Below are 9,382 nucleotides of genomic sequence, written 5' to 3'. Positions count from 1 at the left end.
CGCCACGTCGGCGACGGTGACGGACGCCAGCAACGCATCGTTCACCATCACCGTCGCGTCGACCCCGGCGCAGGTGATCCTGAACGAGATCCTGGCGAACGAGGCCGGGAGCAACGTCGCGGGCGAGTTCGTGGAGCTCGTAAACGTGGGCGGCACCTCCATCAGCATCGCGGGGTGGACGATCTCCGACGCCACGGGCGTGCGCCACACCTTTGCGGCCGGCACCACGCTGGCGGCGGGGAAGGCCATCGTGGTCTACGGCGCCACGTCCGGAATTCCGGCCGGGTCGACGAACGCGGTGGGCGCGTCGACGGCGCAGCTGAACCTGTCGAACAGCGGCGACTCGGTGATCCTGAAGGACGGGTCGGGGGTGACGAAGGCGAGCTACACGTATCCCTCGTCGCTGTCGGGAACGGACGGGGTCTCGATGAACCGGAACCCCGACGCCAGCGCCACGGGTAGTTGGGTGCTGCACACGAGCATCAGCACGCTGCAGTCGTCCGGCGGCAAGCGCGCCAACGGCACCGCGTTCTGAGGAGCGCGGGGTTCGGCACAGCGGCCCGCCCCGCACCCGACCCAGCACCAAACCCTGTCATCCTGAGCCCCAGCGGTCATCCCGGGGGCCCCGGTCTCCCTGGGGCGACTGAAGTCGCGGCAACAAAGGCCCAAAGTTCCGCCTTCGCGGACTGCACGGGCGAGTCGAGTGCGTCGGGCCGGCCGGAGCGCGATCGAATTCTCCCCTCTCCCGCTTGCGGGAGAGGGGCCGGGGGAGAGGGCAGCCGAGGCATGCGCCGGCTCCGGTCGACACGCCTCACAGCCCAGCCAGGTTCGTCGCGCTCACCCGGCCCGTCGCGGGCGAATGAATTCGCTGCAACAACCACACGATGTCCGCCTGCGCGGACTGGCTTGTTGTGGTGGGGTGGAGGACCGTGGGGCGCGCCCGGAGTGTGTGGCGGATCCCTCGGTCGCTGCGGGGTACGGTGTGTCGGCAGGTTGGCCGTGGCCGCTCCGTCGGGATGACAAATCGCGCTCCGGCAGGTACGATGAGCGTGCAGTGAAGCCCCGATCGGGACGCGCGAGCGGCCCGTGTCGGGGCTTTCCGCTGTCCGAGCCGCTCCTACCAGCCGTTCCGCTCGCGCAACCGCGTGACGTGGGCCACGTGATGACGCCCATGCCAGGCGTACAGCCCCAGCAGCTGGTCCAGCCGCATCGCCCCCCACTCGGGGTGCTGGATCGTACGGGCCCAGCGGACGTGGACCGCATCCAGCAGCGCCAGCGACACTTCCGGCGGGGTGATCCCCGGCTCGGGCAGCACCGCCCAGGCCGCCTCGTCGTACGTCTTGATGGACGGGCTCTCCTCCGTCAGCCCCAGCTTTACGCGGATGTACGCGTTCATGTGGCTGTCGGGCAGGTGATGAACCAGGTCCCGCACCGTCCAGCCGCCCTCGCGGTACGGCGTATCCAGCTGCTCGTCCGATAGCCCGTCCACCGCCTGGCGAAAGCGCACCGGCGTGTCGGCGATCTGCTGAATCCAATCCGCCCGCTGGTCCGCGGCAATCTCCCGCTCCGGACGATATCGCCCGACCGGATACCGTGGATCCGCCGTTTCCGTGGCCGCCGTCGTCATCTGCCCCTCCCCATGTGGAACGTGGAACTGCACGATCTACATTCCCCCCCGGATTCTATTCCGCCCGGTCCCGCCGCCGAAAGAGGCATCGTCTCAGCAGCGGTGAGGCCGCCAGCAGTCGATGCAACGCAAAAGGCCGGCGCGCGGCGCCGGCCCTTCATCATCGACCAGAGGGGCGACTACCGGCGATACCCCGCCAGCAGGTCGCCCAGCTGAAGCTGCACGCCACGCGCTCCGGAGGTGTTGCGGCCGTTGTAGATGAACGAGAACACCACCGTCTCGCCCCCCGCCGTCGTCACGTAGCCCGAGAGCGAACGTACGGCGCGGATGTAGCCAGTCTTGGCGTGAAGGTTTCCCTTGGCCGGAGGGTTGTTGAACATCCGCTGCAGGGTGCCGTCGGGATCGCCCGCCATGGCCAGCGACTCGTGGAACTGCCGCGACCAGGGCTGCTTGTGCGCGAACATCAGCGAGCGCACCATGGCCGAGGCGCTGGTGCGGTTCTCGGCCGAAAGCCCGGAGCCGTCCGCCTGCCACAGGTGCCCCCAGGGAACCCCGGCCTTGTCGTGAAAGAACACGGCCGACGCGGGGCCGCCGCCCGTGAAGGTGCCCTGCCCCGTGGCCTTTGCGACGGCCGCCTTCCACACGTGCTCGGCGAAGAAGTTGTCGGACTTGCGGCCCAGCTGGTTGACGATCTCGATGAGCGGGATGCTCAGGTGGCGGTGCACCAGCGCGGCGCCCTTGGGCGTGGGTGCGATGCGGATGCCGCCGCGCACCTGGATCCCCTGCTCGCGGAGGGCTTGGCGGATGGCGCCCGCAGCAAGGTACGCCGGCTCGTACGCGCCCACGCCGAAGCGGTGCGGCCCGCGCCCGCCCACCGCGCCGCGGATGCGCACGGTGTCCTCGTCCGGCTTGCGCACCGCGTAGGCCCGTCCGCCGCCCATCCGCGCCGTGTTGATGACCGGGATTTCGGGGACCTCGGGAATGCGCGCATAGCCTAGCCCACCGGGGCCCGGGCGCATCTCGATCCACAGCATGTTGCGGTTGAACGGCAGCCCGCTGACCGTGGGGGCGTAGCGGGAGGCGCCGTTGCCGGTATCCAGCGGCCACGCCGGCCCGAAGTTCTGGCGGTCGTGGATGTACGGATCGGCGATCACGCCGCCCTCCACCACGGTGACGCCCTGCCGCTTGAGCGACTCGGCCATCTTCCGCGGGCTGGCCATCACGTCCCGATCGTACGATGGATAGCCGAACGCCGGGTCGCCCGAGCCCTTGATCACCACGTCACCGCGCAGCACCCCGTTCTCGACGGGCCCGGTGATCAGCAGGTCGGTGGGAAAGCGGTAGTCCGGCCCCAGCAGCGACAGCGCCCAGATGGCGCTGAACACCTTGTTGTTGGAGGCCGGGACCTTGGCCTGGTCGGCGTTGACGGCGAAGAGCGGCTGGTTGCGGTCGATGGACCACGCCAGGATGGTCCACTCGCTCTTGTTGGGAACGATGGCGTCGGCCTGGGCCTGCAGGGGCCCCGCGGGCGACTGCGTGACGGCCCCACCGGCGAGGGACGCGGCGGCCGCGCCCAGCCCAAGGGCGAGCGCGGCGGCGGTACGCGACAGCTTCATGGAGCGCTTCACCTTCAGGCAGTCCCCGCTGGCGGCGGAACCGCGTCCACGTCGTCCGGCGTCACCCCGCGGGCCGCCTCGAGCTCCTCCAGGATCAGCTGCTGAAGGCGGAACGAGGAGCGGGTGTTTTCTTCCATGTCCATCATCAGCACGAAGATGCCGGCCAGGGCCAGCATGGCGACGGCGATGACGATGGCGCCTACCAGCACCAGCCCCGTTTCCACAGGGCTCTGACCGTCATCGCCCAGCGTGGCGAAGAACACCAGGCCGCCCAGCAGCAGCACCAGCACGGCGATGAAGCGGATGGCGTTCAGCAGCACGCGGAGGCTGCCGTAGCGTGCCTCTACGCCGGCCAGGCGCCGGGGCGTGCGGCGCTCCTTGAGCAGGTTTCCGCAGTTGGTGCAGCGGTCGGCCGTGGGGTCGTCCATCACGGTGCCGCACCGGGTGCACTGGACCGGTGTGCTGAACAGGTGCAGGGACATCTCTGAATTTCCCGGGGTTCCCGCCGCGTTCAGGCGGCGGGTTGGCGGTTGGCTTGCGTTGCTCCGAACCCCCGGACGGGAGCAACGCCCGTGCCACCCCCGGCGGGGCTCAGGCCAGCGCGGTCCGCGGCGCGCCGGCGGCCTGCACCGCGGCCACCAGCCGGCGCATGCGCACGAAGCGCAGCGAACGGGCGGTGTGGCGGACGATGGAGCGGTAGCGGTGGCACCCCTCGCACTCCAGGTCGTAGCCCGTGGCGTCGAGCACCAGGTAGCGGGCGACGCGGATGGTGGGGCGTGCTTCCAGGAGCGTCTGGCAGTGGGGACAGCAGGGCCGCTCGCCGGCCCGGATCTGCGCGTCGACCTTGCGGCGCGCGCGGGTGTCGAAGCTGCGCCACGAGTCTGCGTGGCGAGCGGACGAGCGGGTTTCCCGTCTCATTCGCAGGATCGCTGAGGGGTGGTGGGTCGTGCGCCGGCCACGGGGAAAGGGCCGGTAGGAACGGAACATCTGTCTGGGCAGGAACGGTGCCAGAGTGGATGCACGGGGGGCTCCCTGCGGCGCTCCCCCGCAAACAGCGACAGCGCGGGAGAGGGGAGGACTTCGATTCGGCGTCGGCTGACACTGGCGCATGCCGCGGCCGCCCCCCTCTCCCGGCCTCTCCCCCATAAACCCCATGGGGGAGAGGAGAATTCGATTGCGCTACGGCTGGCCTCGCGCACTCTACTGGCTCCCTTCCCCCGCGCAGTTTGCGGGGGAAGGGTTGGGGATGGGGGGCGCCGGCCCGCGCGCCGCGAGCCAGCCCACCCACACCTCAGGCCGGAAGTGACCTGAACCGCGCTTCGGCCGGCCAGGCGCACTCGGCTACGCGTGAGTCCGCGAAGGCGGACTTTGGGCCGTTGTTGCCGCGACTTCAGTCGCCCCAGCAGGGCCGAGGTCCGGAATTCCGTGTCGCTGCGGCGCTAGGTTTGGTGGTGGTTCAGGCAAGATCCTTCGGCCCGCGTGGGATGATGTACGGGCAGGGGCGGTGCGCTCGGGCCTCTGGATGACATGGCCGGGGGGGCGAATGAGGAAAGCGCGCTTCGATGGGTGCGGTCGGATGGGGGATGAAGCCGCGTCAGCGATCCCCGATGTAGGCCTCGGCCTCGATCTCCACCAGCATGTCGGGGTCGATCAGCGCCTTTACCTCCACCATCGTGGCGGCGGGGCGCACGTGGGCGAAGAACTCGCCGTGGGCGCGGCCGACCTCCTCCCACCGCGCGATGTCGGTGACGTACATCCGGGTGCGCACCACGTCGTCCATCCGCGCACCCGCCGCCTGCAGGGCAACGCCGATTTTCTCCAGCGCGTAGCGCGTCTGCTCGTAAGCGTCGCCGACGCCTGCGATCGTGCCGTCCGGACCCGTCGCCGTCGTGCCGGACACGTGCACCCAGGGACCGACACGAACCGCACGCGAATAGCCGACGCGTGCCTCCCACGGACCTCCGCTGGAAACGCGCGTTCTGCCGCCCACCCGCTCGGCCGTCACCCCATCGGCCATCACACCTCCAGCGTGCCACGCAGCGTCGTCACCGCGCGGCCGCCCAGCATCACGCGGTCTCCATCCACCCGCACACGCACGGTGCCGCCTCGGGGAGACGCCTGGTATCCCACGAGTTCGTTCCGCCCGAGCTTGCGTGCCCAGTACGGCGCAAGGACGCAGTGTGCGGAGCCCGTCACCGGGTCTTCCGCCACGCCGACGCGCGGCCCGAAGAAGCGCGACACGAAATCGTAGCCGCCACCGTCCGCGCGGGCCGTGACGATGATCCCGCGCGCCTCCACCTGCTTCAGCAGCGACTGGTCGGGATCCAGCGCGCGCACGGCGGCTTCGGATTCAAGCTCCACCAGCAGGTCGAACTGGCTGCGGCCAACGTAGACCGGCTCCGCGCCGAGCGCGCGGGCCAGATGCTCGGGCGCATCGGCAGCGTGTTCCGGCTTGCCGGGGAAGTCCATCGAAATCCACCCCCCGTCCTTTCGCGCCGTCAGCAGGCCGCTGCGAGTGTGGAACCGGGCTTCATCGCCATCCGCCAGCAATCCGTCCTGCCACAGCACGTGGGCGCTGGCCAGCGTGGCGTGCCCGCAAAGGGCCACTTCGACAGCGGGGGTGAACCAGCGCAGGTCCCATCCATCGTCGCGGCGCAGGAGGAACGCCGTTTCCGACAGGTTCATCTCCATCGCCACGGCCCGCATCCACCCCTCCTCCCGCGGCTGGTCGAGGACGCAGACGGCGGCGGGATTGCCGGTGAACGGGCGGTCGGCGAAGGCGTCTACCTGGACGATGGGCTGGGGCATCTGCGACTCGCGGTGAATGGTGGACTGGCGCGTCAATGTACCCGTCACCAACCCGGCCGGCAAAGCGCGCGCGCCCTTCCCACCGTCCGCCGCGCGACGTAGACTGGGCAGTCACTCCAGTGACTTTCCCACACGACCCATCCTGCACGGGAGACAGCCGGTGAAGGTGGCGGTGATCGGCGGCGGGCCCGCCGGACTGTACTTCGCGCTGTTGATGAAAAAGGCCGATCCGCGGCACCAGGTAACCGTGCTGGAGCGGAACGCGGCCGACGACACGTTCGGCTGGGGCGTGGTGTTCAGCGACCAGACGCTGGGCTACCTGGCTGAGGCCGACGCCCCCACCCACGCGCGCATTTCCGACGAGTTCGCCCACTGGGACGACATCGACATCCACGTTCGCGGCACCACCATTACCTCCGGCGGCCACGGCTTCAGCGGCATCGCCCGCAAGACGCTCCTGCGCATCCTCCAGGACCGCGCCGCCGAGCTGGGCGTGGACCTGCGCTTCGGCACCGACGTGGCGGACGATGCGGCGCTGCGGGGCCTGGACCTCGGAGACGTGGACCTGATCGTCGCGGCTGATGGCGTGAACAGTCGCATCCGCGCGAAGTACGCGGATCGCTTCGCCCCGGACCTGGACGTGCGGAAGGCCCCGTTCTGCTGGCTGGGAACCACGAAGCTCTTCGACGCCTTCACCTTCGCCTTCGTCGAAAACGAGCACGGCGTCTTCCAGGCCCACGCCTACCGCTACTCCAGCGAGCAGTCGGCGTTCATCGTGGAGTGCGACGAGCGCTCGTGGGCCAGCGCGGGGTTCGACGGGATGGGCGAGGCGGAGACGGTGGCCGCGTGCGAGCGGATGTTCGCGCCGTGGCTGGACGGGCATCCGCTGATGAGCAACGCCCCTCACCTGCGCTCGCCGTGGATCCGCTTCACCCGCGTGTCCAACGAGCGATGGTTCGCGATGGATGGCGACGTGGCGCCCGTGGTGATGATCGGCGATGCGGCGCATACGGCGCACTTCAGCATCGGCAGCGGGACCAAGCTGGCGATGGAGGATGCCATCGCGCTCGCCCGCCTGCTGAACGAGGGCGCCCGTCCGTTGGCGGACGTGCTGCAGGCGTACCACGACGAGCGGCGGACGGAGGCGCTGCGGCTGCAGAATGCGGCGCGCAACTCCATGGAATGGTTCGAGAACGTCCGCCGCTACATTCACCTCGACCCGCGACAGTTCGCGTATTCCCTGCTCACCCGAAGCCAGCGGGTGAGCCACGAGAACCTGCGCCTGCGTGACAGCGTCTACCTTTCCGGCGTGGAGCGGTGGTTCGCCTCTCGCGCGGAGGGCGGACGCGAGCCGGAAAGCTGTCCGCCGCCGATGTTCACGCCCTTTCGCCTGCGTGGAATGCGGCTGGAGAACCGCGTGGTCGTCTCGCCGATGGACATGTATTCCGCCACGGACGGCGTGCCCAACGATTTTCACCTCGTCCATCTGGGGAGCCGCGCGCTGGGCGGGGCTGGGCTGGTGTTCACCGAGATGACGTGCGTGTCGCCCGAGGCGCGCATTACGCTGGGCTGCACGGGGATGTACGAGCCGGAGCACGCGGACGCGTGGCGGCGGATCGTCCGCTTCGTCCACGAGAGCAGCCGTGCCCGGATCTGCCTGCAGCTGGGCCATTCGGGGCGAAAGGGCGCCACGCGGCTGATGTGGGAGGGGATGGACGAGCCGCTGGAGGAGGGCGGATGGGAGGTGATGGGTCCGTCGCCCCTGCCCTATGGACCGCGCAACCAGGTGCCGCGCGAGATGGTGCGCGCCGACATGGACGCGGTGATCGAGCAGTTCGTCCGTGCGACCCGGATGGCGGAAGAGGCGGGGTTCGACATGGTGGAGCTGCACTGCGCGCACGGCTACCTGCTATCCAGCTTTCTGACGCCCGTCAGCAACCGGCGGACGGACGAGTACGGCGGCTCGCTGGAGAACCGGCTGCGGTTTCCGCTGGAGGTGTTCCGGGCGATGCGGAACGTGTGGCCGGAAGACCGCCCGATGTCGGTTCGCGTATCGGCTACGGACTGGGTGGATGACGGGGTGACCCCCGACGACGCGGTGGCGATGGCGGCGGCGTTCGGCGCGGCCGGGGCGGACATCATCCACGTTTCCACGGGGCAGACCACGCCGCTGGGCAAGCCGGTGTACGGGCGGATGTTCCAGACGCCCTACAGCGACCGCATCCGCAACGAGGCCGGCGTGCCCACGATCGCTGTCGGCAACGTGACGGAGCCGGACCAGGTGAACGGCATCGTGGCGGCGGGGCGCGCGGACCTCGTCGCGCTGGGCCGGCCCCACCTGGCGGACCCGCACTGGACGCTTCACGCCGCCGCGCAGCTGGGCTGGCAGGAGCAGCCGTGGCCGGTTCAGTACGTCACGGGCAAGAAGCAGCTGGAGCGAACCCTTCAGCGCCAGCAGGAGATGCTGGGCACCAGCACCATCTGAGCGATGAGCGGACGATACGTGGAGGGGAAGCTGGCCGTGGTCACCGGCGGGGGCCGCGGCATCGGCGCGGCCATCGCCGACGAGCTGGGGCGGCTGGGGGCGAACGTGGCGCTGCTTGGGCGCAGCCTGGATGAGTTGGAGGCCAAGGCGCGGCAGATCCACGACGCGCATTCAGTCGACGCAATCGCCATCCGTTGCGACGTAGCGGACGAGGTATCGGTCCGCGAGGCGTTCGCGGCGGTGCGCGGGCAGATGGGAGATCCGGCGGTGCTGGTGAACAACGCGGGGCAGTCCGCCGGGGTCGCCTTCGCCGAGACCACGCGCGAGGTGTGGGACCGGATGCTGGCGGTGAACCTGACGGGCACCTTCCTGTGCACGCGCGAGGTGGTGCCGGCCATGGTGCAGGCGCGGTCGGGGCGGATCATCAACGTCGCGTCCACCGCTGGCCTGAAAGGGTACAGCCACACGGCCGCGTACTGCGCCGCCAAGCACGGGGTCGTCGGCCTGACGCGCGCGCTGGCGATGGAAACGGCAAAGCAGGGGATCACGGTAAACGCCGTGTGCCCGGGGTACACCGATACGGACATGGCGCGCTCGGCGATCGACAACCTGGTACGCGCGGGCCGGTCCGAGGAGGACGCGATGAAGGCCATCACCCGCGTGATGCCCATCGGCCGGCTGATCCGGCCCGAGGAGGTGGCGAGCGCCGTGGGATGGCTGTGTGCGCCCGAGGCCGCGGCGGTGACCGGGCAGTGCATCGGCGTGGCGGGCGGGGAGGTGATGTAGGGCCTCCGGCTAAACGTCGAAGTAGAAGGCAGCTACGCGCGCGTCCGGCTGGTGTCGCGT

9 protein-coding genes are annotated in these 9,382 nt (G+C 69.9%); 3 read left to right on the top strand and 6 right to left on the bottom strand.

Annotated elements, in window-relative coordinates:
* A partial coding sequence (locus VIB55_RS15685; RefSeq protein ID WP_331877602.1) for a lamin tail domain-containing protein occupies positions 1 to 535 on the top strand: 535 nt, incomplete at its 5' end.
* A gap of 582 nt (positions 536 to 1,117) precedes the next feature.
* Here VIB55_RS15685 and VIB55_RS15680 read toward each other — a convergent pair.
* The 6 genes from VIB55_RS15680 to VIB55_RS15655 all read right to left on the bottom strand — a co-directional run bounded on the left by VIB55_RS15680 (position 1,118) and on the right by VIB55_RS15655 (position 6,051).
* Positions 1,118 to 1,627 carry a YfiT family bacillithiol transferase gene (locus VIB55_RS15680; RefSeq protein ID WP_331877601.1) on the bottom strand — a complete coding sequence of 170 codons (510 nt, stop codon included), beginning with the start codon at positions 1,625 to 1,627 and terminating at the stop codon, positions 1,118 to 1,120.
* Positions 1,628 to 1,806: 179 nt separating this feature from the next.
* A complete protein-coding gene (dacB, locus tag VIB55_RS15675) occupies positions 1,807 to 3,243 on the bottom strand; it encodes a D-alanyl-D-alanine carboxypeptidase/D-alanyl-D-alanine endopeptidase (protein WP_331877600.1) in 1,437 nt (478 codons plus the stop codon).
* Between the two features lie 14 nt (positions 3,244 to 3,257).
* Complete coding sequence (locus tag VIB55_RS15670; RefSeq protein WP_331877599.1) at positions 3,258 to 3,725, bottom strand: hypothetical protein; 468 nt, start codon at positions 3,723 to 3,725, stop codon at positions 3,258 to 3,260.
* Positions 3,726 to 3,834: 109 nt separating this feature from the next.
* Positions 3,835 to 4,161, bottom strand: coding sequence for a hypothetical protein (locus tag VIB55_RS15665; protein ID WP_331877598.1), 327 nt, complete (start codon positions 4,159 to 4,161; stop codon positions 3,835 to 3,837).
* Between the two features lie 676 nt (positions 4,162 to 4,837).
* Positions 4,838 to 5,260: a RidA family protein gene (locus VIB55_RS15660; RefSeq protein WP_331877597.1), complete on the bottom strand. Its 423-nt coding sequence runs from the start codon at positions 5,258 to 5,260 to the stop codon at positions 4,838 to 4,840.
* On the bottom strand, positions 5,260 to 6,051 hold the full coding sequence (locus VIB55_RS15655) for a PhzF family phenazine biosynthesis protein (protein ID WP_349263040.1): 792 nt from the start codon (positions 6,049 to 6,051) through the stop codon (positions 5,260 to 5,262). The genes VIB55_RS15660 and VIB55_RS15655 overlap by 1 nt, the downstream gene beginning before the upstream one ends.
* A gap of 160 nt (positions 6,052 to 6,211) precedes the next feature.
* Between VIB55_RS15655 and VIB55_RS15650 the strand changes: the two genes are divergently transcribed.
* Both VIB55_RS15650 and VIB55_RS15645 read left to right on the top strand, forming a co-directional pair.
* Positions 6,212 to 8,536: a bifunctional salicylyl-CoA 5-hydroxylase/oxidoreductase gene (locus tag VIB55_RS15650; protein ID WP_331877595.1), complete on the top strand. Its 2,325-nt coding sequence runs from the start codon at positions 6,212 to 6,214 to the stop codon at positions 8,534 to 8,536.
* A 3-nt stretch (positions 8,537 to 8,539) separates the two neighbouring features.
* Positions 8,540 to 9,322 carry an SDR family NAD(P)-dependent oxidoreductase gene (locus VIB55_RS15645; protein WP_331877594.1) on the top strand — a complete coding sequence of 261 codons (783 nt, stop codon included), beginning with the start codon at positions 8,540 to 8,542 and terminating at the stop codon, positions 9,320 to 9,322.
* The last annotated feature ends 60 nt before the right edge of the window (positions 9,323 to 9,382 follow it).

Origin of the sequence: Longimicrobium sp. (assembly GCF_036554565.1) — a bacterium.
Lineage (GTDB): Bacteria > Gemmatimonadota > Gemmatimonadetes > Longimicrobiales > Longimicrobiaceae > Longimicrobium.
This window is presented reverse-complemented; position numbering and strand designations above follow the sequence as displayed.